Origin of the sequence: Pseudarthrobacter albicanus, from assembly GCF_018224015.1 — a bacterium.
GTDB lineage: Bacteria > Actinomycetota > Actinomycetes > Actinomycetales > Micrococcaceae > Arthrobacter > Arthrobacter albicanus.
In genome coordinates this window covers 41,287-60,035 of record NZ_JAGPOT010000017.1, presented here as the reverse complement: position 1 = coordinate 60,035, position 18,749 = coordinate 41,287, and the positions used below count along the sequence as shown (strand labels likewise).

Genomic DNA, 18,749 nt, shown 5'->3' with positions numbered 1-18,749 from the left:
GGACCGAAAGCCTTGGGGGTCCCTGGCAGTACCCCCTTACATCAGGGTCTGCCTCCGGCCGTCCGGCTGGTGTTGAGTAGATGGAAGACAGGCAGCAATGCCCTCGCAGGCCACCCTTGGAGGCTTCCGCATGATGAGGAAATGGAACCACTTTTGACTCGAGCAAACCTTCCGGATGACGCCGTCGACGTGCGCCCGGAGACCTTGCCCCACGAGGACCTGGGCGCCTTTGGGGAGACGGCGGCCTCTGCACCAACGCCTGTTCCTGCAGCCATCGGCCGCCTGCCGTGGGCTGCACTGCTGGTCGTGGCCCTGATGGGGTTCATCCTCATCGCCACGGAAACGATGCCCGCCGGCCTGCTGCCGCAAATCGCAGCGGGCCTGAACATCACCGAGGGAACCGCGGGGCAGTTCGTCAGCGCCTACGCCCTGGGAACAGTGGCCGCGACGATGCCCGCGGTCGCCCTGACCCGGGGCATGCGCCGAAAGCCCGTTTTCGTCGTCGGCATTATGGGGTTCCTTGCTGCCAACATCATCACCGCGTTTTCCAGTGACATTGTGCTCTCTCTCGGGGCGCGCTTCCTCGCCGGCGCCTTCTCCGGCCTGATCTGGGGGATGCTGGCCGGATATGCACGCCGGATCACTGCTCCCGAACACGCCGGACGGGCCCTGGCGGTCGCGTCGATCGGCACCCCGATCGGCCTGGCAGTCGGAACGCCCTTCGGTTCCTGGCTCGGGACGACATTCGACTGGCGCTGGTCCTTCGGCGTGCTCTCGCTGCTGACGATCATCACGGCCATACTCGCCGCCACCGTCGTACCCGATGCCGCCGGCCAGCCGGCGGCGTCCCGCGTCCCGCTGATCCGCGTCTTCGCCATTCCCGGCGTCGCAGTAATCCTCGCTGTCATCGTCGCCTGGATGCTTGCGCACAACACCGTCTACACCTACATCGCGTCCTACCTCCGCTCCGCCGGCCTTCAACTCCCAGTCGACCTCGCACTCGTGACCTTCGGCGTCGCCGCCCTGATCGGCATCGGCATCACCGGTGCCGTGATCGACCGCGCCCTCCGGGCCCTGGTTTTCGTCAGCATCGCCCTGTTCATCACCGCCGGCGTGATCTTCATTGTCGGCCACCAGTCACTCATCGCAGTCCGCATCGCGATCGTCCTCTGGGGCATTGCCTTCGGAGGTGCAGCAGCCCAACTGCAGACCGCGATCAGCACAGCAGGCGGCGAGAACGCCGACATCGCGAACTCCATGCTCGGCGTCGCCTTCAACCTCGCCATCTTCGCCGCCGGTGTCACCGGTGCCGTCCTGATCGGCAGCTACGACGGCCTGGCTCTCCCCGCCGTCATGATCGGCCTCGCACTCATCGCCCTCGTCATCGCGTTCGCCGGCCGCCGCACGGCGTTTCCCACCGGGCGGTAACCGAACAAAATGCCCGCCACCGGATCCCACTCAGCTCACCACCCAGCCCACCCGACCGACTGTTAAACAGGAGAATCACTATGCTTACCGTTAATGCCTACGCCGCCCCGTCCGCGACCGGGGACCTCGTCCCGACCACCATCGAACGCCGGGACGTCGGCCCGCACGACGTCCTGATCGAGATCAAGTACGCCGGCATCTGCCACTCCGACATCCACACCGTCCGCGGCGACTGGGGACCCCAGCAGTACCCCCTCGTTCCCGGCCACGAAATCGCCGGAATCGTCACCGAGACCGGCTCCGCCGTCACCAGGCACAAGGTCGGGGACCGGGTGGGCGTCGGCTGCATGGTGAACTCCTGCCGCGAGTGCGTCAACTGCCGGGCAGGCGAGGAGCAGTACTGCCTGAAGGGAATGACCGGCACCTACGGCGCCGTCGACCGGGACGGCACCATCACCCAGGGCGGCTACTCCACCCACGCGGTGGTGACCGAAGACTTCGTCGTGCGGATCCCGGAGGGCATCGAGCTCGACGTCGCCGCGCCGCTGCTCTGCGCCGGGATCACCACCTACTCCCCGCTGCGGCACTGGGGCGCCGGCCCCGGCAAGAAGGTCGCCGTCGTCGGCCTCGGCGGCCTCGGACACATGGCCGTCAAGCTCGCCCACGCCATGGGCGCCGAGGTGACCGTCCTGTCCCAGTCGCTGAAGAAGATGGAAGACGGCCTGAACCTGGGCGCCGACTCCTACTACGCCACGAGCGACGAGAACACCTTCACGGACCTGGCCGGCACCTTCGACCTGATCATCAACACCGTCAGCGCCCCGATCGACATCAGCGCCTACCTGCAGCTGCTCACCCTCGACGGCGCCCTGGTGAACGTCGGCGCGCCGGCCGAACCGCTCCCGGTGAACGTGTTCTCCCTCATCATGGGCCGCCGGTCCTTCGCCGGATCCGCCATCGGCGGCATCCGCGAAACCCAGGAGATGCTCGACTTCTGCGCCGAACACCACCTCGGCGCCGAGATCGAGGTCATCCCGGCCGCGAAGATCAACGACGCCTACGAACGCGTCCTGGCCTCCGACGTCCGGTACCGCTTCGTCATCGACACCTCGACGCTCTAAGCAACGACCGGCAGACGGCCGGCCAAGTCCTGGAAAATCTGAGGCGAATGCTAGGTCGTTTCCCTGACGGGGGCACCCTCCTCCAATGACGCTGCCCAATCGGAAAGCAGCTGCAAACCATCGTGGGACGGTGATTGTGGTTCGGCGCTGAAGACGACGAGCCGCAGCGCGGGGTCCCCCTCGAGGGTTACCACCTCGAAGTCGAGGGTCAGGTCGCCCACCGCCCGATGGCGGATCCGCTTCGAGCCGCTCCTGTGCTGATGGACGTTGTGGGCTGCCCATCGGATGCGGAACTCATCGCTGCGGGTGGATAGTTCGCCGATGAGGTCCGACAACTGGCGATCCTGCGGGTTGCGTCCTGCTTCGGCGCGGAGCATGGCCACGATGTCACTGGCTGCCTGCTCCCAGTTGGGGGCAAACTGCCGCCCGCGGGGATCGAGGAAGGTGAACCGCGCGTGGTTCGCCGGGGGTGTTGGGGTGTCGAATTGGTCGAAGTACAGTGCTCGCCCCATCCGGTTGGCCGCTACGATGTCGAGCCTGCCGTTCTGGATGACCGCGGGCAGGTCCGTCATGGCGTCAAGCATGCGCCGCACCGAGGGACGGATCTTTGTCTGAATGGGCCGTTGCCGCGCCGGGCGGATGGTGGTGTCGCAGGCACGGATCAGGTCGCGCAGGTGCAGCTCTTCAACGTCGGTCGTGCCACGCGTTCCCGGTGCCCGGCATCCGCCGTGCCTCCTGCAGTGCTGCGTCATTCCTTCAGCCTGACATCTGCTCTGGCGGTCGCCGGCGAACGGGACGAGAATGGGCTCGTGATCCCCCCTCGCCCTGGCGGGGACGGCGGTTCGATGAACGCCGGCGCCCGGAAGACCCAGCGCATCTATCTCACGTTGACGCTGGGCAATACGCTTGCTGCCTCGTTCATCTGGGGAATCAACACACTCTTCCTGTTGGATGCCGGACTCAGCAACCTGGAGGCTTTTGCCGCGAACGCCTTTTTCACGGCCGGGATGGTGCTGTTCGAGGTCCCCACCGGAGTCATTGCCGACGGTTGGGGGCGCCGTGTTTCGTTCCTGCTCGGCACTGTGACCCTGGCCGTATCGACCTACCTTTACTACGTGCTCTGGCAGCTTTCCGCCCCGTTCTGGTCGTGGGCTGTGGTGTCGGTTTTGCTCGGTCTGGGCTTCACGTTCTTTTCGGGCGCGGTCGAGGCCTGGCTCGTCGACGCGTTGCGCTTCTCGGGATACGACGGCGGGCTGGAGGCCGTGCTCGGGCGGGGGCAGATCGTGGCGGGCGTGGCGATGCTCGTCGGCTCGGTGGCCGGCGGTGTGATCGCGCAGGCGACCAACCTGGGCGTGCCGTTCCTGCTGCGCGTGGGCGTGCTGGTGGCCCTGTTCGTCGTGGCCTTCTGGCTCATGCGCGACGTCGGTTTCACGCCCGAACGCTCGACCCATCCCCTTCAGGCAACCCGTGCCGTATTCTCGGCCTCGATCGAGAACGGATTGAAGAATCCGCCGGTGCGTTACGTGATGCTGGCCGCGCCGTTCAGCGCCGGCGTCGGGATCTATGTGTTCTACGCCCTGCAGCCGTTCCTGCTTGAGCTCTTCGGGGACCCGCGCGCTTACTCCGTGGCGGGTCTGGCGGCGGCAATCGTGGCCGGCGCGCAGGTGCTCGGCGGCTGGGTGGCGCCACGCATCCGGCGCCTCGTTCGCAAACGCACAACGGTGCTCATTCTGAGCAGCATCGCGGGCGCATTGATTCTGGTTGTGCTCGGGTTCACCCGGGTGTTCTGGGCGGCCCTGCTGCTGCTGGCGCTCTGGGCATTGGTCGCCTCTGCGGGTACTCCGGTGCGGCAGGCCTACCTGAACGACATGATCGCCTCGAAGCAGCGGGCGACGGTGCTGAGCTTCGACTCCCTCATGGGATCAAGCGGTGGCGTCGTGGTGCAGCCGCTGCTTGGTCGGGCAGCCGATGTGTACGGCTACCCTGCCTCGCTGGCGATCAGCGGAACGATCGAGTTGATCGCGGTGCCGTTCCTGCTGGCGAGCCGTCAGCAGCACGCCCAGGCCGATCAGGCCAACGCCTCGACCGATACGTCGGACGCAGAATTACCGCCGCCGTAGTCGTCCCCAACACCACAGGTCCATCGCTTAGAATCCGATCCCGAATCCGCCAGAGAATAACGTGGCGGCCATGCCAATCAGCGCCAGCAAGACCATGACAACGAAGGAACCATTCACCAACCCGCGGTTTAGGCGCCGTGTCCTGCCAAAGCTGGTCAGGATGATGATGACCAGCGGAACGATCATCAGACCGCCGAACAAGAGTGCGGGGAATACCCGCGCTTCCGGCTTCGGGCAAGGAAAGGCAAGCGCGCAGTAAATGGGAACGCCCTGGATCGCCCAGAGCAGAAACCAGGTGCTGAGCAGGACCACGAGCACAGAGAAAACAGTGCGCCGTTGGCCGCGCCGGAATTCAGATTCTGGCGCCAGTGGTTTGTGCACATAATCCATGCTTCCATCAAAGCGTAAAGTTGCTGCCCCAATCGGCGCAACCGGCAACGCCGGGCACGCCATCGTCGCCCAGGCACTCTCTCGGGGGCACGAGGCCACCGCCATCATGTGCACCGCCGGGTTTCCTCGCTAATGCGGGCCAGCGGATTGATGCCCGGCAGAACCTTGTACGTCGTTGACCGCTCATCTACGCTGGTCCGGTCAAGCTCAAGGTTGGCACGGCAGCGCGGCCGGACACCGAGGTCGACGCGCCTGGAGAACGGAGGAACCCATGCAGGACGAGCAGGTTGACCGCAACCTCAAGGGAATGGACGATCTCGACTTCGACGGCTGGAACAAGGCCGACTGGAACGGCGTCTTTGCCCACCACCACACGGATGACGTTCTCGTGGACTGGAAGGGCCAGGACCCCACGCGTGGGGTCGAACAGCACATTGACGCGATGAAGGCTTACGTCGATTCCGCCGGCGGCACGCCGCCCCGGATCACCTCACACCCGATCGCGTTCGGATCCGGTGAGTGGACCTGCGTCATCGGCGAATTCGAGGATGGAAGCCGCATGGTGACCGTCGCGAAGTGGCGTGACGGAGCGATCACCGAAGAGTACATCTGGGCCTAGGTCCCCGTGCAGGAAATGGACGCGACTGCAGTATCAGTCGCGTCCATTTCCTCGTAGAGCGCCATGCTCCAGACAGGGTGAGTATGTCAGCCTGCGGCCTGGTGCAGGTCTTTGCCCTTGGTCTCGGGCAGCGTGAAGATGAAGAGTATGCTGACCGTCAGCAGGGCCACGGTATAGAAGCCGAAGGCGTTGGGACCGACCTCAGTGGTCAGCCAGACGTTCAGGTACGGTGCCGTGCCGCCGAAGATTGCCACGCAGAGGGAGTAGGGCACTCCCACTCCCACGGTGCGGATGTGGGTCGGGAACAGCTCGGCATAGAGCGCCGGCATGATACCCGCAGAGGCCGCGATGAAAATCAGCATGACTGACATGGAAACCACCAGTTGCCACGGCGAGTCCTTTAGCAGCCAGGTCATGGGAAAGTGCATCACGGCTGCACCAATCATGCCCGCCCACATGACTGGCTTGCGGCCGAACCTATCCGAAACCTTTCCCCACAACGGCAGGGCGGCCAGGAAGACCAGGTTGGCGATGACGCCCGACCACAGGGCGGCCCCCCGGTCCATGCCGAGAGAAGTAGCGGCGTACGTGGGAGCCAGCACGCCCCAAGTGTAGTAAACAACAGTTCCGCCAACCGTCAGGCCGATCACCTGCAGAGCCTGCTTACGGTGACGGACAATCTGCGGCCATATCGGCTCGCGTTTCTGAGCCGCCGCTGTCACACGATCGAAGACCTCGGACTCCTTCATCCCCGACCGCATAAACAGGGCGTACAAGCCCATCACCGCACCGAGAAGGAACGGTACCCGCCAGCCCCAGGCCAGCATTTCTTCCTTGCTCAACACCACCGTCAACACCGCTCCGAGCAACGTGCCGAAAATAATGCCAATGGTTCCCGAGATGTAGATCAGGGTGGACCAGAAACCGCGTTTCGCCGGCGGGGCCATCTCGGAAAGGTAGGTCTGGGAGGAAGGCAGCTCACCTCCGTGGGCGAGGCCCTGGATCAACCGGGCCGCCAGCAGGGTCACCGACGCGAAGGCGCCCATGGCTGTGTAGGTCGGAGCGATGGCGATGAGCAGGCTGCCCAGTGAGGCCAGGCCGACAGCCAGGGTCATGGAGTATTTGCGTCCGACCCGGTCGCTCAGCCAGCCGAAGACGAAGCCCCCGAGGGGCCGAGCCAGGAAACCCACGGCGAAGATCGCCAGCGTGGCCAGAACCGCCGAGGCAGGGTCGGCATTGTTGAACAGCTGGCCCGCGAAGAACGGCGCGAAGGTCGCGTAGATCGCCCAGTCATACCATTCCACGGCGTTGCCGAGGCCAGTGCCGATAATGGTCCGAAGCTTGCTGCCCGGAGGTGCTGGCGGCGTGTGCCGGGCCGGGCGGCCGGCGTCCAGCGCAGATTGAGTGGGTGTTTCCATGGAATGGCTCCTCAAGGTGAAAGAACTGAATCAAACGTGTGGGATAGGGACTTCGGATCAGAGCGCTGCCAGCTCGGCGATGCGGGTCAGCGCGAGCGTCGCATAGAGGGCGGTGCCGTCGGCCAGGACGTTGTCGTCGAAGGTGGCGAACGGCGAGTGATTGAAGGCGGCGGTGCGGTGGTCCGTCTCCGGATCCGCGGCGGAGAGGCAGATAAAGCTCCCCGGCACCTCGGCGAGGACCCGGGAGAAGTCCTCGGAGGCGCTGAGCGGATGGGCGAGGCGCGAGTACCGTGAGTCGCCGAAAAGCTCGGTGATGATCCGTTCGGCGTTCTCCGTCTCGCCGCGGTCCGTGACGGTCAGCGGATACTCGGGCCGGTAGCTGACCGTGACCTCCAGCCCGTGCGCGGCGGCGATGCCTTCAAGCAGCCTGGGCACCGCGGTCATCATCTTTTCCCGGTTCGTTTCAGAAAAGGTGCGCACCGTCGCCTCAAATCGGGCCGAGTCAGGAATGACGTTGCGCGTGGTGCCGGCCTGCAGGATGCCAACGCTGAGCACTACGGGATCAAACATGTTGAATTGGCGCGTGACCATCACCTGAAGCGCCGTGACCATCTCGGACACGGCCGTTACCGGGTCCTTGCCGGCAAGCGGCGCGGAGCCGTGCCCCCCGGCGCCATGCACGGTGACCACGAGCCCGTCCGAGGCGGACATCAGGATGTCCGGCTTGGTGGAGAACCGTCCATTGGGCTCCACCGCGGACTGCACGTGCAGCCCGTAGGCTGCGTCCGGACGCCGTCCGGCGGCATCCAGCACGCCCTCGCGAAGCATCACTCCCGCACCGTCGAAGCCTTCCTCGCCGGGCTGGAACATCAGGACGACGTCGCCGGCCAGCTGATGTCTGCGGTCGGCCAGCAGCGTGGCGGCTCCGGCGAGCATCGCGGTGTGCAGGTCGTGACCGCACGCGTGCATCGCACCGTCGATCCGGGAGCTGTAGTCCACCCCGGTGGCCTCTTGGACGGGCAGCCCGTCCATGTCTGCGCGCAGCAGCACCACCGGACGAGGGGCGGCGCTGTCGGCAGCGCTGACTGCTTTGCTGCCGGAAGCCGGCGCGGTGCCGCGGAGCACTGCCGTGACGGAGGTGGTGTCCTGGCCGAGCGTGATTTCGTACGGCAGCCCCTCCAGCGCTTGGAGGACTTTTTCCTGTGTTCGCGGCAGAGCCAGCCCGATCTCGGGTTCCTGGTGCAGGCGGTGGCGCAGGCGGACGACGTCGTCCTTGAGCTGGTAAGCGTCAGCAATAGCTGTCATGGGTGGTACTCCTTGGGATAGCAACGAAGACAATTATTGTGTGGCTCGACTCACAGTGTCCTAGAATCCAGTAAAGGATCAGAATCTATAGGAAATACCGAAATAACGATCACAAGGGGGGTAAGGCAGTCATCGATCTTTCCGAGGATGACCGAGCGTTGATCAATGTTCTCCAGCTGGTGCCGCGGATCAGCTGGCAGGATGCCGGCGCCGTGCTGGACAGGCATCCGACCACATTGGCCGCCCATTGGGAGCATCTCCGGAGCGCCGGTGTCGCATGGGTGACGGCCCACCTGATCGGCGATCCGGCCGCGATGACCATGAGTTTCGTGGAAGTGGACTGCGAGCTGCGGCACCGGGGCGAGGTGGGGGCTGCGCTCTGTGCGATTCCGGAGGTGGTTTCCGTCGAGGAATCGGCACGCAACCGCGATTTCGTGCTCACCGTCGTGACTCCCAGCTGGGCGGAGCTGACCCGTATTGTGCTTCCAGAGATCGCGCGGATTCCGAACATCGCCAGGTACCGCAGTGCCATGTGCACTGCCCTGCACGCCAGTGCTGATGCCTGGAGCCTCAATGCGCTCAACGCACCACAGCGCGCGCAGCTGCGCAGCTTGGCCCGGCAAGGCACGGGCACCTACGCCGGGCCGCAGCCGTCATCATACTGGCCGATCGTCCAGGCCCTCAGCCGAAACGGAAGGGCAACCGCGGTGGAGGCCGCGGAGGCCACGGGACTGCACCCGGTCACAGCCCGCCGGCAGTTGAACCGTGTATTAGCCGGCGACACCCTGCTTTTCCGCTGCGAAGTAGCACAGAACTACTCTGGATACCCCGTCCAGTGCCAGTGGTTCGCCAGCCTCCCGCCGGATGACCGGCGTCGTGCCGTCGATGCGCTGCGGGGCTTCCGTGAACTACGTCTCTGCGCCTCGACCACCGGTACCAGCAACTTCACTTTCACCATGTGGCTGGGTTCGCCCGCGGAGGTCCTCGACATCGAAGACCGCTTCCTCTCCGCTGTTCCCGGTGCCCGCATTATCGAAAGCTCGCTCACAGTGAACTACCTTAAGCGCGTGGGCGTGCTGCTGCACCCAAATACGACGTCGACCCACGAGGTGGTGGTCCCACGGCCGCTCCCCGAGTGATCCGGCGCACGGTCACGCGACGTCGTAAACGGTCGCGGTAATCCCCGGATTGGCGCCGGCGCCGGTGACCAAGCCATGTGCAACGAATCGCGGACCCGCCTGGACCGCAGCCGGATCCAGGCCTGAAGCCGGGGATGACACGTGGAACCAGTCGGCAAGGCCTTCGCTGCAGCCCTGAACGCGGGAACCCGTCCCTTTGACGTCGTGAATTACTGGGGCTCCCGGGCCGCATCCCTCGTCTACAACAGGCACCATCACCGCCATCTCCCGCCGGCTGGAACGGGAAAGCACCAGGTCCCTGGCCAGGGCCATGCCGTTTCCCGACCGGTGGGACCCGTTTTTCGCACCGACAATGACACTCAATGACGTCTACGCCTACCCGACGCTTCACTTCGACTTCCACGCCTGGCAGCTAACTCTCGGCCATCCGCCCCGATAGGTGGGCAAAGCGCCAGGAAAGATGGGCGTAGACATGGCCTTGGAGGTGGGTCTGGATCGGGCGATTCCACGGACTGGCCATTTCAGAAGCGCAGGATTGCGGGGCCGTCTCAGTTCCTGGAAGTGGAACGCCCAGGACTGTTCCTCCGAATGTCATTTTCCGAAGTCGTCTGCACGGAATGTCAGAAACCGACTGCACAAACCGCGGGATTCGAATCCGGAGATTTGGGGGGTGCTGTGCCAGGACCGTCCATGTGCGGGACGGGGTCTGGGTGGAAACGAGGCTGCCAGGCCGGCCCGTCGGCAGGGTCGGCCTGGCAGTGTCGTGCCGTCTACGCCGTGCTGGTTCCGAACAGCATCCCGAGCAGGTACGTCACGGCTGCTGCGCCGTATCCGATAGCGAGCTGGCGTAGTGCCATTTTCAGCGGAGCCCCGCCGGACAGCAGTGCAACGATAGCGCCGGTGGTCAACAGCGCCAGGCCGACGATGATGCCGGCGACGATCAGCGCGGTGATGCCCTCCAGCCCGAAGAGGTAGGGAAGTACGGGCAGGATGGCGCCGGAGCCGAAGAACAGGAAGCTGGATGTGGCCGCGCCCAGCCCGGTACCGACGGCTTCGTGTTTGTCGTGCTCCGGGGATGTCACGATCGATTCTTCGTGCGGGTTTTGCAGGGTCTCTGCGGCCCTGGCGTTCGCTTCGTCGGCTGCCATGCCCCGCGCACGGTAGAGGAGGGCCAGTTCGTTGGAGTCGACGTTCAGGTACGGGAGTCTCTCCTGTGCTTCCTCGTTCGGCGTTGACGCTTCGAGCAGTTCGCGCTGGGAGCGGACGGAGACGTATTCTCCTGCCCCCATGGACAGGGCGCCGGCGAGGAGCCCGGCCACGCCGCTGAGTAGGACGACGCCGTTGGAGGCGCCGCTGGCGCTGATGCCCATCACGAGGGAGAGGTTGCTGACGAGTCCATCGTTGGCGCCGAAGACCGCGGCACGGAAGCTGCCGGAGAGCCGGTTCCGCCCGCGCGTGGCCAGGGCGCGGACGATTTCCTCGTGGATCTGCTCGTCGGCGGCCATGGCGTCGGTGGCGTGAACATCGCGCGCGTACGGTGACCGTGCTTCGGCGCGCTGGGCCAGGGCAAGTACGAAGACGGACCCGAAGTGGCGGGCCAGGAAGCCAACGAACCGGGTCCTGAGGCTTCCGCGGCGGGGCCTGCCCGCCTTGTCGCCGAGTAGATCCTTCCAGTGCTGTTTGTGCCGGGATTCGGCCTCGGCCAGGGCCAGGAGTATCTCACGCTCCTCTCCGGTCCTGCGCCCGGCCAAATCCCGGTACACGCCCGCTTCGGCCCGTTCATCGGCCAGATATTGGCGCCAGCGGCGGAGGTCCGCTGAACGGGCGCTCCGGGAAGCGGGTGTGGTTTCTGTCTTGGGCAGGTTGGTCATGGTTGTCCTCAAGGCAATACCCCGGCCGGAACCCGCTGGTATCCAACGGAGCTTCGGTCAGAGTGGTGTCTGACCGAAGGTCTCGCTCGCCCGGCAACCTACTGGCCCGGGTGGCGCACCGGGCATCCCGTAGGGGGATGCCAGCATGTCGATGCGCCGCTGCGTCCGCGACGCGGACGGTGAGAACTACTCCCCTTCGATGAGACAAGTCTTCCATACTTATCGGCTCGGTCCATGCATTTGCATGTTTTTCGGTTCGCCGAATTTCCGTCTCCCGGAAGGCCATGATGTTCCGTTTCGGTACGCCAGCCGCCTGCGAACGAGTGGCCTGCACGCTTCAGCGCCAGTGCTGCGGTCAAACCCGCAACGCCGCCGCCGATCACCGCCGTGTCGACGTCAATGGCGGCACCGAGCGAGGGATAACCGGAGCCCGCGGCAGTGGCGACCCAGGTACGTCCGCTGCCGAGGAAATCGCCAAGCTTGCCCCCGCTGGCGCAACCCAATTTAAAGGATTGACTTTGAGGTTGGCGGTCCAGGTGGATGGGTGTGGCCCGGGTCGTCCCTCCGACACGCAGTGCACCCATGGAAGTGCACGCCGGGTCCTGCGCCCTCCGAGATCAGCCGCCCAGGCCCAGTTGGGACATCATTCCGGGCATGTCATAGAAGAGGTTCTCCTCGACGATCTGGCCGTTGTCCCAACGCGCCACGGTGCAGAAGCCGACTTCGAAGGACTTTCCGGTCGGCGGGATTTCCGTGCCGTCGGCAAGGACCATCGGCCCGGTCATGGTCCCGGTGAAGCTGGCGATCGAAAAGGTGCAGTCGCCGCTGGCGAACAGCGTCTTGTAGGGCCGGTTGCCGACCTTGTTGTCGGGGAACGTCCTGAACATCGCCTCGCTCTCGGCCCGATGGGCGGCGACGCCATGGGTGGGTGGCTGGCCACCGAGCCAGCTCAGCACGGTGTCCTCCTTGTGCCTGCTCGCGAAGGTGTCCCAGTCCTCGGCGTTCCACGCATCATCAAAGGTCTGCATGAGCTGCATGTCCTCTTCGGCACCCATTGGGTTCTTCCTTTCGGCGGTGACTTTCCTGGTTAGGAAGGAGTGAGGCAACCTTCGTTGTGCCGTGTTGTGTTTGTCGTGTCTGCGGCTCGGGTCAGCGGTCGCCGACGGTGAACCGCTGCCGGCGGTGGGCGGGGTGCTCGATCTCGTCAAGGATGGCCACGGCCATGGTGCCCGTCGTCGTGTGGGACGTCCCGTCGCCTGCGACCAGGAGTTCGTCGGTGCCCAGGACCACGCCCCGTGCCTCGCCCGGTTCGAATTGGGCAGAGGGCGAGATCCCTACCCAGTCGACGTCGGTTACGCTGCGCAGGTACTCGAGCTCTCTGAGCTGGTTCTCGGGGATCGACACCCAGGCGTCGGCACCGGGCATCTGGCGGAGATCCTCGATGAGGAGGTGGTGGTCCCCGTCGGTTCTCAGGCTGCCGGCGCCGAGGATGAACACCAGCCGCGGTGATTCATTGCCCCGGGTGAGTTCCACCAGCTCCCGGGCGAGGTCGACATGCCGGCGGGCATGGTTCGGGGCGGTGGCGAATGCGTTCACCACGACGTCGAAGGTGCGGAGGTCCTCGGCAGTCAGGTCGAACGCATCGCGGGCCAGGACGGGAACATCGGCGCCAAGCACCTCGGCGGCCTTCGACGGATCCCTGACGATGGCGGTGGCCTCGTGCCCGCGAGAGAGGGCCTGGATGACGATGGCGCGCCCGGCGTTGCCGGTGGCTCCGATGATGCCGATCTTCATCTGTGCTTCCTTCCTGAGGCGGTCACCTGCGGCCGGTGCAGGCGGGGGCCGACAATTGCGTCGGAGGTCCCGGCGCCGTGCGCGCGGGCCTTCCCCGCCGGGGTCGGGGCGCCCGGGGCAGCGGCTGCGCTGATCCGTGCGGCACGGAGCCGATGATGGCCTGTGGGCGGGTCACTGACCAGTGACCGGGATGATTCGCCCCCTAAGGTTCCAGAAGCCGCGGGAGGCCAGGTCAGTGATGCTGGTGTAGGCGGTCAGGTTTGCGTAGTCCTGGACGTGGGTGACGGTGTTGCCGGTGTCGTCCTCGACCCAGGTGACCAGATACAGGTCGGGGCGGAGCTGCGTGCGGGTGATATCGAATTTGTTCAGTGTCCCGGCCGGGTAGCTGCTGTCGGCGACGACGGTGACCTCGAGTTTGTCCTCGGCAACGAAATTCAGTTCGTATTTGGCGTCGTCGCCGAAATCGAAAACAAATTTTCGTCCGATGATCTGAGTCTTCTCTGACATGGCAGCCTTCTGTGGATATGGGCGGCCGCGGAAAACGGTGTGCAGCCGAATGGCCTATGCGGTGGAGGATCCCCCCTCATTTGTCGGAACGGTTAACGGCCCGGTCCGGCTTCGGCGGACGCGTCCGTCCGTCCGTCAGGAACAGGCTATCCCCGCGCAGGGGGACCGGGTCAAGGACCAAACGGTCAGTGGTTATCAGCCCATGGCGCTCACGAGGACACGGACCAGTCCGCACTCCCGGGAACGCCATGGACCAAACCGACAGGGGCGAGCGGCATTGTCCCTCCCCGGGGTGGCTTGTGAAAAATGAAACATCCGACGCTAAGGTTTTGCCGGGCGTCGTAGCGGCCTGTATTTGCCGGGTTTGAGGTGGATGGTGGGTGGCCAGGTGTAGTCGCCGGTGAGGTTGATGTGTTCCCATCCCAGGGGTGATCAGCCCGCTGGGCCGGTGGCGTTGCTGCTCGAAGGAGCCGGTCGTGGATCTCTCTGGACCGGTTGAAGAAGACGGCCCGGGCGAGGCACCTGGTCTGCGACGACATCTTGGCCCGGGCCCAGGCCCCAGGACTCCCGACATGGCGAATTTGAGGGTCAGCCCGGTGTTGCGGTGCTGGTGAGGTGTTCGCAGAGCTCGTCGATGGCCGGGGTCGATGTCGCCCGGCTGGTTGAAGGCCTGGCGCATGAGCGCGTGGGCTTCGTCGGCGGCACGTTTGTAGCCGGTGTTCGTGCGGATCTCCCGCGCGATGGTCATCGCGGTGTTGTAGGGGTGGCTTGTGAATTCGTGAATTATCCGACGCCAGCGTTCTATGGGGCCCAGTCCGGGTGGTGTCCTAGTGCCAACTACGCTGTACTTGAGGCTTGTGCGCGCCGGAGCGGCCCGCGTGATCAGGAACAGATCCACGACAAGGAAACAGGCACCCATGGCCAGTACAGACGGCGCTGCCGCCACATTGCAGCACGAAGGCTTGGTGCGCCGTGGACTGCGCCTTGAATACGCGACCCTGGGCTGGAACGTGATCGGCCTGGGTGTACTTGCCGCCGCCGCCGTGGGCGCCGGTTCCCCGGCGCTGGCCGGTTTCGGTCTGGATTCGCTGATCGAGATCTTCGCCTCCCTGGTCGTGGTCTGGCAGCTCAAAGGCATCCACGCGGACCGGGAGAACCGGGCGATGCGGCTGATCGGGGCGGCCTTCGCGGTCCTCGTCGCCTATCTGGTGATCCAGCTGGTCATCGTGTTTGTCACAGGCGTCCGCCCTGCCACCTCCGGTCCGGGCATTGTCTGGACGGCACTGACCTTCGCGGTCATGCTCGCCCTGGCCTGGGGCAAGATCCGCACCGGCCGGGCTTTGGGCAATCAGGTGCTGCGCGCGGAGGGAAAGGTGACCCTGGTCGATGCCTACCTGGCGGGCGCTGTACTGGCAGGGCTGGTCCTGAATGCTGTGTTCGGGTGGTGGTGGGCCGATCCTCTGGCGGGCCTGGCGATCATTTACTACGCCGCCCGGGAAGCACGCCACGCCTTCCAGCACACCGCCGAAGAGGCCACGGCATGAACTTCTGGGATGCGGCGATCGCGGTCGGCGGCGGGGTGGTCCTGATCTACGCCGTGCTGCTGGTCCTTCTGGCCCTCTACGCCCGAAAGCATCCGGAGGCGGTGGGCATGAAGGAAGCCCTGCGGCTCCTGCCGGATCTGCTGACCCTGCTGCGCCGGCTGACCGCGGACCGGACCCTGCCGCGCTCAATCCGTGTCCGCCTGGTCCTGCTGCTGGTCTACCTCGCCTCACCTATTGATCTGGTCCCGGACTTCCTTCCGGTCATCGGGTACGCCGATGACGCCATCATCGTGGCCCTGGTCCTGCGCTCGGTCATCCGCAAAGCGGGCCACGGTCCCTTGGAACGGCACTGGCCCGGAACACCAGCCGGCCTCGCCCTGATCCAGCGACTGGCAGGTACTGCCACAACCACGCCATGAGCGGCATACGGAGGGGTCGGCGCTGGTTTGCCCGCATCGAACTCTGATCGGCAGGTGCCGGCAGGCGCCATCGTCCGCCTCCCGGTGGCTGGAATCTGCGGTCCGTGGCTGACACCAAACCAGCCAGGTAAACAGCAGTGACGCTGACTCGGATCTTTCATGAGGGCCGGGTTGTCAGGCGGTGGGTGTCTTTGAATCTTGGGCAGGGCTAGACTCCAGCCACCTAACGTGCAACCATTTAGTTGCACGTTAATTTTCTTGATTGGAGCTTCCCATGAGCACTTTTAGCGACAGTATTGAACGGCAGATCGACATCGACGCGCCGATCGGCCGGGTCTGGCAGCTGGTGTCCGAGCCAGGCTGGTGGATCAACGAGGGCGAAATCCGCGAGCACCGGCTGGAGGAGCGGGACGGGCTGACCGTGGTCCACGACGCCACGCACGGCGTCTTCTCCATCAGCACCGTCGAATTCCGCGAACCGACGTTCGCGAGCTTCCGCTGGGAGCCCGGCAGCGTGCCCGGGGACAAGCGCGCCGAAGGCAAGCAGACCCTGGTGGAGTTCTTCCTCGAGGAGCGTCCTGGCGGGGTCACTCTCAAGGTGGTGGAGAGTGGCTTCGCAGCGCTGCCCCTGAGCGAGGAAGACCGGGTCAAGGCGTTCAACGGCAACACCGAGGGCTGGCGCATCGAGCTGGCCGCCGCACGGACGTTCTCCCTGGCGGACGTCACCGCGGCCGAGTGAACGACGACGCACGGCCCGGTGGTGGCCTCCATCCCCCGGTGGCCATCTTTGCCGCCTTGGGTGATCCTGCCCGGCAGCGCCTGCTGGAGCTGCTGGGCATCGCCGGGGCGGCCACCGCCACGACGCTGGCGGAACCGTTGGGCGTGACGCGCCAGGCCGTCGCGAAACACCTGGAGGTGCTCAAAGCGGCCGGGCTGGTGGAATCCAAACGGTCCGGCAAACAGGTCCTGTACTCCGTCCGTCGGGAACCGCTGGATCAGACCGCCGCATGGCTCGCCAGTGCGGCCAAGTTGTGGGACACCCGGCTGGCCGCCATCAAACGGGCCGCCGAACAATAAGGGTCCAGCTCGCGAAACGGAAAAATAGCACGCTAAAGGATCAGTACTGGCGTTTCTAGCGGTCGCGGGCGGGGATCCAGCAATAGAGGGTTGGGATGAGACCCCGACGTCGTCCGCGACGTCGATAGCCGGTGTTCCCTGGGCGGGGAGTTTCTTCGCAGCACTGATTTTGCTGTCGGTCATGAGGCGTTTTCGTCCAGGCAGGACCTTGCGCACGGGCGGCGGCCAGACCGGCGTGGGTGCGCTCGATCGTGAGTTCGCGTTCCATCTGCGCCAGCGAGGCAATGACGTGGAAGAAGAACCGGCCCGGGTCGTCGTATCGATCGCGTCAGTCAGTGACCGGAACCCGATGCCCTCGTGATGGAACCCGGCGGCGTACAGCGGCCAAAGCTGCCGGCCCGCAGAGTGTCCGGTCCGCGAAGCAGCGGACATGCTCACGCCCTTCGGGCCTGTGTGGAAGGTGCACTGTAGCCACGGGGTGTTCGGGGATCGGGGGTCGGCCCGGAGCAGGTTGTGAGGTGGCCGGACATTACCGGGCTTCCGGCGCATCGTCCACGGAGTCATTCCGTGGTCCGGCTGGCGGGGCGCCGGTGCGGCGCCGTTCCCGGCGTGCCTTTCGAACGCGCCAGATTATGAGAGCGGCGACGGCCACCAGAGCGATAATGACGGTGACGTCGCGGCCGGCGATTTTGGCCACAGCTTCGTAGGAGTTGCCGGCGAGAAAGCCCAGCAGGACAAAACCCACACCCCAGACCAGGCCGCCGGCGGCGTTGAAGGCCAGGAACCTCGGATAAGGCATGCGTGAGGTACCGGCAAGGGCAGGCATGACCGCCCGGAAGAACGCGATGAACCGGCCCAGGAACACGGCCGAGCCTCCGCGCCGGCGCAGGAAGTCCTGCGCCTTTTCCAGTTTCGCCCGCCGCTTGTCCATTACCTTCAGGTTCAGCACCCGGGGACCGAAGTGTTTGCCGATTTCGTAACCGACCGTGTCCCCGATGGTTGCGGCCAGCACAACCAGGGCCATCATCGTCCATAAAGCCACGTGACCGCGGCTGGCCACCACCCCGCCCAGGACCGCGGCGGTCTCTCCGGGGATCACGAATCCGACGAAGAGGGCGTCCTCGGCGAACACCAGCAGCCCCACAAGGGTCAACGCCAGAGCAGGGGTGACGTTCAGGATGCCGTCCACGAACCCGCCCATCACCGCCCTCCTGTCAGCTCGGACGGTACGCCGTACCGCAGCCTGACAGGTTCGGCGCCGGCGCTAACCCGTGAGCGCGCCGTGGGCCTGGACGGTCCGAACCACAGGGCAGGAAGTGCGGGTCTGCGTTTCACGGTTGGTCTCCTTGCGGTCCGGCGCGGGCTGGTATCCGTGGTGCGTGCGGTCCCGGTGGAAGGCGGGGCTCCACGATGCCGTCACGGATGTAACAGATGATACATTCATATTTGTGAGTAATGAAACTTTTTCGTGGGTGCTGGTGCTGGTGCAGATCCCGGCCGAGCCGTCGCGGCACCGGGTCGCGGTCTGGCGTGAGCTGCGCCGTGCCGGGGCGGTACCCGTTTCCCCTGGAACATGGGTCCTGCCCGCACTTCCCGCCTTTGAAGCGGCCCTGGGGCGGGCGGGGGAACTGGCACGACGGGGTTCCGGCACACTGGCCATCGTCGATGCCGTTCCCCGGGATGACGCCGGAGCAGCGTTTTTCCGTGAGACCTTCATGGCCGCGAGGGCCGAGGAATGGGCGGAGCTGATTGCCGATTGCGGCAATTTCGAAGATGAAATAGCCCGCGAGATCGCCAAGTCCAAGTTCACCTTCGGAGAACTCGAAGAGGAGGAGCAAAGCCTGGAACGGCTGCGCCGCTGGTACCGGGAACTGAAATCCCGGGATGTGCTGCGCCTGCCCCAGGCCGATGCAGCGGAAGAGCGGCTGGCCCGGTGCGCAGAGGTTTTGGATGGATACGCCCGGCAGGTCTACGCCGCCGTCCTTCCATAAAACACT

Annotated in this window: 21 protein-coding genes and 1 pseudogene; 11 read left to right on the top strand and 11 right to left on the bottom strand. The window is 65.3% G+C overall.

Annotation, left to right across the window (positions count from 1 at the left end):
- Positions 1–153 precede the first annotated feature (153 nt).
- Together J9611_RS05755 and J9611_RS05750 are read left to right on the top strand one after the other, a co-directional pair.
- Complete coding sequence (locus J9611_RS05755; protein WP_246527421.1) at positions 154–1,428, top strand: MFS transporter; 1,275 nt, start codon at positions 154–156, stop codon at positions 1,426–1,428.
- Positions 1,429–1,508: 80 nt separating this feature from the next.
- Complete coding sequence (locus J9611_RS05750) at positions 1,509–2,549, top strand: NAD(P)-dependent alcohol dehydrogenase (RefSeq protein ID WP_211878475.1); 1,041 nt, start codon at positions 1,509–1,511, stop codon at positions 2,547–2,549.
- 50 nt (positions 2,550–2,599) lie between these two features.
- On the opposite strand, the gene J9611_RS05745 is transcribed toward J9611_RS05750, so the two are convergent.
- Positions 2,600–3,301, bottom strand: a complete 702-nt coding sequence (locus tag J9611_RS05745; RefSeq protein WP_211878474.1) for an MmyB family transcriptional regulator — start codon at positions 3,299–3,301, stop codon at positions 2,600–2,602.
- A gap of 93 nt (positions 3,302–3,394) precedes the next feature.
- Between J9611_RS05745 and J9611_RS05740 the strand changes: the two genes are divergently transcribed.
- The gene (locus tag J9611_RS05740; RefSeq protein WP_211878473.1) at positions 3,395–4,669 is read left to right on the top strand and encodes an MFS transporter; all 1,275 of its coding nucleotides are present in this window, start codon (positions 3,395–3,397) and stop codon (positions 4,667–4,669) included.
- A 27-nt stretch (positions 4,670–4,696) separates the two neighbouring features.
- Here the strand turns inward: J9611_RS05740 and J9611_RS05735 are convergent, their stop codons facing one another.
- On the bottom strand, positions 4,697–5,059 hold the full coding sequence (locus tag J9611_RS05735) for a hypothetical protein (RefSeq protein WP_246527420.1): 363 nt from the start codon (positions 5,057–5,059) through the stop codon (positions 4,697–4,699).
- A 271-nt stretch (positions 5,060–5,330) separates the two neighbouring features.
- Here J9611_RS05735 and J9611_RS05730 point away from each other — a divergent pair, with 271 nt between their 5' ends.
- On the top strand, positions 5,331–5,678 hold the full coding sequence (locus tag J9611_RS05730) for a hypothetical protein (protein ID WP_211878472.1): 348 nt from the start codon (positions 5,331–5,333) through the stop codon (positions 5,676–5,678).
- An 86-nt stretch (positions 5,679–5,764) separates the two neighbouring features.
- Here the strand turns inward: J9611_RS05730 and J9611_RS05725 are convergent, their stop codons facing one another.
- Positions 5,765–7,096, bottom strand: coding sequence for an MFS transporter (locus J9611_RS05725; RefSeq protein ID WP_211878471.1), 1,332 nt, complete (start codon positions 7,094–7,096; stop codon positions 5,765–5,767).
- Between the two features lie 57 nt (positions 7,097–7,153).
- Positions 7,154–8,401, bottom strand: coding sequence for a M20 metallopeptidase family protein (locus J9611_RS05720; RefSeq protein ID WP_211878470.1), 1,248 nt, complete (start codon positions 8,399–8,401; stop codon positions 7,154–7,156).
- A gap of 158 nt (positions 8,402–8,559) precedes the next feature.
- Here J9611_RS05720 and J9611_RS05715 point away from each other — a divergent pair, with 158 nt between their 5' ends.
- Entirely contained in the window at positions 8,560–9,540 is a 981-nt protein-coding gene (locus J9611_RS05715; protein ID WP_246527419.1) for an Lrp/AsnC family transcriptional regulator, read from the top strand.
- 770 nt (positions 9,541–10,310) lie between these two features.
- Here the strand turns inward: J9611_RS05715 and J9611_RS05710 are convergent.
- From J9611_RS05710 to J9611_RS05690, 5 genes and pseudogenes are all read right to left on the bottom strand, one after another.
- A complete protein-coding gene (locus J9611_RS05710) occupies positions 10,311–11,411 on the bottom strand; it encodes a VIT1/CCC1 transporter family protein (protein ID WP_211878469.1) in 1,101 nt (366 codons plus the stop codon).
- 617 nt (positions 11,412–12,028) lie between these two features.
- Positions 12,029–12,466 (bottom strand): ester cyclase, encoded by a 438-nt coding sequence (locus J9611_RS05705; protein ID WP_211878468.1) that lies wholly within the window; start codon positions 12,464–12,466, stop codon positions 12,029–12,031.
- A gap of 94 nt (positions 12,467–12,560) precedes the next feature.
- The gene (locus J9611_RS05700; RefSeq protein WP_211878466.1) at positions 12,561–13,205 is read right to left on the bottom strand and encodes an NAD(P)-dependent oxidoreductase; all 645 of its coding nucleotides are present in this window, start codon (positions 13,203–13,205) and stop codon (positions 12,561–12,563) included.
- Positions 13,206–13,376: 171 nt separating this feature from the next.
- Entirely contained in the window at positions 13,377–13,712 is a 336-nt protein-coding gene (locus J9611_RS05695; protein WP_211878464.1) for a MoaF-related domain-containing protein, read from the bottom strand.
- A 321-nt stretch (positions 13,713–14,033) separates the two neighbouring features.
- A pseudogene (locus J9611_RS05690) lies at positions 14,034–14,230 on the bottom strand (hypothetical protein); the annotation flags it as partial.
- Between the two features lie 399 nt (positions 14,231–14,629).
- Between J9611_RS05690 and J9611_RS05685 the strand changes: the two are divergent.
- The 4 genes from J9611_RS05685 to J9611_RS05670 all read left to right on the top strand — a co-directional run bounded on the left by J9611_RS05685 (position 14,630) and on the right by J9611_RS05670 (position 16,752).
- The gene (locus J9611_RS05685; RefSeq protein ID WP_211878461.1) at positions 14,630–15,256 is read left to right on the top strand and encodes a cation efflux transmembrane domain-containing protein; all 627 of its coding nucleotides are present in this window, start codon (positions 14,630–14,632) and stop codon (positions 15,254–15,256) included.
- Complete coding sequence (locus tag J9611_RS05680) at positions 15,253–15,675, top strand: YkvA family protein (protein ID WP_211878459.1); 423 nt, start codon at positions 15,253–15,255, stop codon at positions 15,673–15,675. Before J9611_RS05685 ends, J9611_RS05680 begins: the two co-directional genes overlap by 4 nt.
- 274 nt (positions 15,676–15,949) lie before the next feature.
- Positions 15,950–16,414: an SRPBCC family protein gene (locus J9611_RS05675; protein WP_211878457.1), complete on the top strand. Its 465-nt coding sequence runs from the start codon at positions 15,950–15,952 to the stop codon at positions 16,412–16,414.
- A complete protein-coding gene (locus J9611_RS05670; RefSeq protein WP_307857031.1) occupies positions 16,411–16,752 on the top strand; it encodes an ArsR/SmtB family transcription factor in 342 nt (113 codons plus the stop codon). The genes J9611_RS05675 and J9611_RS05670 overlap by 4 nt, the downstream gene beginning before the upstream one ends.
- Positions 16,753–16,807: 55 nt before the next feature.
- On the opposite strand, the gene J9611_RS22300 is transcribed toward J9611_RS05670, so the two are convergent.
- Complete coding sequence (locus J9611_RS22300) at positions 16,808–17,020, bottom strand: recombinase family protein (protein WP_281414531.1); 213 nt, start codon at positions 17,018–17,020, stop codon at positions 16,808–16,810.
- Between J9611_RS22300 and J9611_RS22880 the strand changes: the two genes are divergently transcribed.
- The gene (locus tag J9611_RS22880; RefSeq protein WP_281414534.1) at positions 16,934–17,113 is read left to right on the top strand and encodes a hypothetical protein; all 180 of its coding nucleotides are present in this window, start codon (positions 16,934–16,936) and stop codon (positions 17,111–17,113) included. The genes J9611_RS22300 and J9611_RS22880 overlap by 87 nt on opposite strands.
- 168 nt (positions 17,114–17,281) lie before the next feature.
- Here the strand turns inward: J9611_RS22880 and J9611_RS05660 are convergent, their stop codons facing one another.
- Entirely contained in the window at positions 17,282–17,953 is a 672-nt protein-coding gene (locus J9611_RS05660) for a DedA family protein (protein WP_211878456.1), read from the bottom strand.
- Positions 17,954–18,200: 247 nt separating this feature from the next.
- Between J9611_RS05660 and J9611_RS05655 the strand changes: the two genes are divergently transcribed.
- On the top strand, positions 18,201–18,743 hold the full coding sequence (locus tag J9611_RS05655; protein ID WP_211878454.1) for a Chromate resistance protein ChrB: 543 nt from the start codon (positions 18,201–18,203) through the stop codon (positions 18,741–18,743).
- The last annotated feature ends 6 nt before the right edge of the window (positions 18,744–18,749 follow it).

Excerpts from the sequence above, each read along its gene's own strand:
- J9611_RS05750 (WP_211878475.1), top strand. The coding sequence starts at position 1,509 with ATGCTTACCGTTAATGCCTACGCCGCCCCGTCCGCGACCGGGGACCTC.
- J9611_RS05745 (WP_211878474.1), bottom strand. The coding sequence starts at position 3,301 with ATGACGCAGCACTGCAGGAGGCACGGCGGATGCCGGGCACCGGGAACG.
- J9611_RS05740 (WP_211878473.1), top strand. The coding sequence starts at position 3,395 with ATGAACGCCGGCGCCCGGAAGACCCAGCGCATCTATCTCACGTTGACG.
- J9611_RS05735 (WP_246527420.1), bottom strand. The coding sequence starts at position 5,059 with ATGGATTATGTGCACAAACCACTGGCGCCAGAATCTGAATTCCGGCGC.
- J9611_RS05730 (WP_211878472.1), top strand. The coding sequence starts at position 5,331 with ATGCAGGACGAGCAGGTTGACCGCAACCTCAAGGGAATGGACGATCTC.
- J9611_RS05725 (WP_211878471.1), bottom strand. The coding sequence starts at position 7,096 with ATGGAAACACCCACTCAATCTGCGCTGGACGCCGGCCGCCCGGCCCGG.
- J9611_RS05720 (WP_211878470.1), bottom strand. The coding sequence starts at position 8,401 with ATGACAGCTATTGCTGACGCTTACCAGCTCAAGGACGACGTCGTCCGC.
- J9611_RS05710 (WP_211878469.1), bottom strand. The coding sequence starts at position 11,411 with ATGACCAACCTGCCCAAGACAGAAACCACACCCGCTTCCCGGAGCGCC.
- J9611_RS05705 (WP_211878468.1), bottom strand. The coding sequence starts at position 12,466 with ATGGGTGCCGAAGAGGACATGCAGCTCATGCAGACCTTTGATGATGCG.
- J9611_RS05700 (WP_211878466.1), bottom strand. The coding sequence starts at position 13,205 with ATGAAGATCGGCATCATCGGAGCCACCGGCAACGCCGGGCGCGCCATC.
- J9611_RS05695 (WP_211878464.1), bottom strand. The coding sequence starts at position 13,712 with ATGTCAGAGAAGACTCAGATCATCGGACGAAAATTTGTTTTCGATTTC.
- J9611_RS05685 (WP_211878461.1), top strand. The coding sequence starts at position 14,630 with ATGGCCAGTACAGACGGCGCTGCCGCCACATTGCAGCACGAAGGCTTG.
- J9611_RS05680 (WP_211878459.1), top strand. The coding sequence starts at position 15,253 with ATGAACTTCTGGGATGCGGCGATCGCGGTCGGCGGCGGGGTGGTCCTG.
- J9611_RS05675 (WP_211878457.1), top strand. The coding sequence starts at position 15,950 with ATGAGCACTTTTAGCGACAGTATTGAACGGCAGATCGACATCGACGCG.
- J9611_RS22880 (WP_281414534.1), top strand. The coding sequence starts at position 16,934 with ATGAGGCGTTTTCGTCCAGGCAGGACCTTGCGCACGGGCGGCGGCCAG.
- J9611_RS22300 (WP_281414531.1), bottom strand. The coding sequence starts at position 17,020 with ATGGAACGCGAACTCACGATCGAGCGCACCCACGCCGGTCTGGCCGCC.
- J9611_RS05660 (WP_211878456.1), bottom strand. The coding sequence starts at position 17,953 with ATGGGCGGGTTCGTGGACGGCATCCTGAACGTCACCCCTGCTCTGGCG.